Source organism: Mesorhizobium sp. Arg314 (assembly GCF_053714275.1).
Map to the genome: position 1 here is coordinate 1 of NZ_JBSKBP010000204.1, position 704 is coordinate 704.

The window sequence follows — 704 nt, forward strand, 5'->3', positions numbered from 1 at the left end:
GCAACATCTAGCGCGGCAAACAGCGATGTCGTGCCGTTGCGGACATAGGTATGGGTGCGCCGTTCGGCGACGCCCGGTGCCATGGGCAGCACAGGCTGCTCGCGATCCAAGGCCTGGATTTGCGACTTCTCATCCACGCAAAGCACGACCGCCCGGTCCGGAGGCGACATGTAAAGACCGACGATGTCCTGCACCTTGTCGACAAAGAGCGGATCAGAGGAAAGCTTGAATGTCTCGGCACGATGCGGCTGCAGGCCAAACGCGGTCCAGATCCGACGGATGGTGGTATGCGAAAGGCCGCTGTCGGCAGCCATCGAGCGGATGGACCAGTGCGTGGCATCCTTAGGAGTGGTGTTCAACGTACGCTCGACGACCTGGGCAACCTGGGTATCGGAGACAGTTCGCGGTCGACCGGCACGATATTCATCTGTCAGCCCTTCAATACCATCCTGTACGAACCGGCGGCGCCACTTGCCAACCGTGTGCTCGTGAACACCCAGGCGTTCGGCAACGTCCTTGCTTTGCAAACCCTGCGCGCACAAAAGGATCATCCGGCATCGATCCGACAAGGAGCGTGGCGCTTTATGCCGGCGCACCTGAGATTCGAGAAAACTTCTATCCGCGTCGCTCAGAACGACGACGTCCGCCTGCCTGCCAACCATCGATCAAACTCCTGCTCTTGTGACAGAAGCCGAACAAAATGA

General features: G+C 59.4%; 1 protein-coding gene. It reads right to left on the reverse strand.

All coding sequences use genetic code 11. The features are described 5' to 3' along the window. On the reverse strand, nucleotides 1-662 hold a 662-nt coding region (locus ACWGS9_RS35095), incomplete at its 3' end, for an IS630 family transposase (RefSeq protein WP_454509466.1). Nucleotides 663-704: the final 42 nt, after the last annotated feature.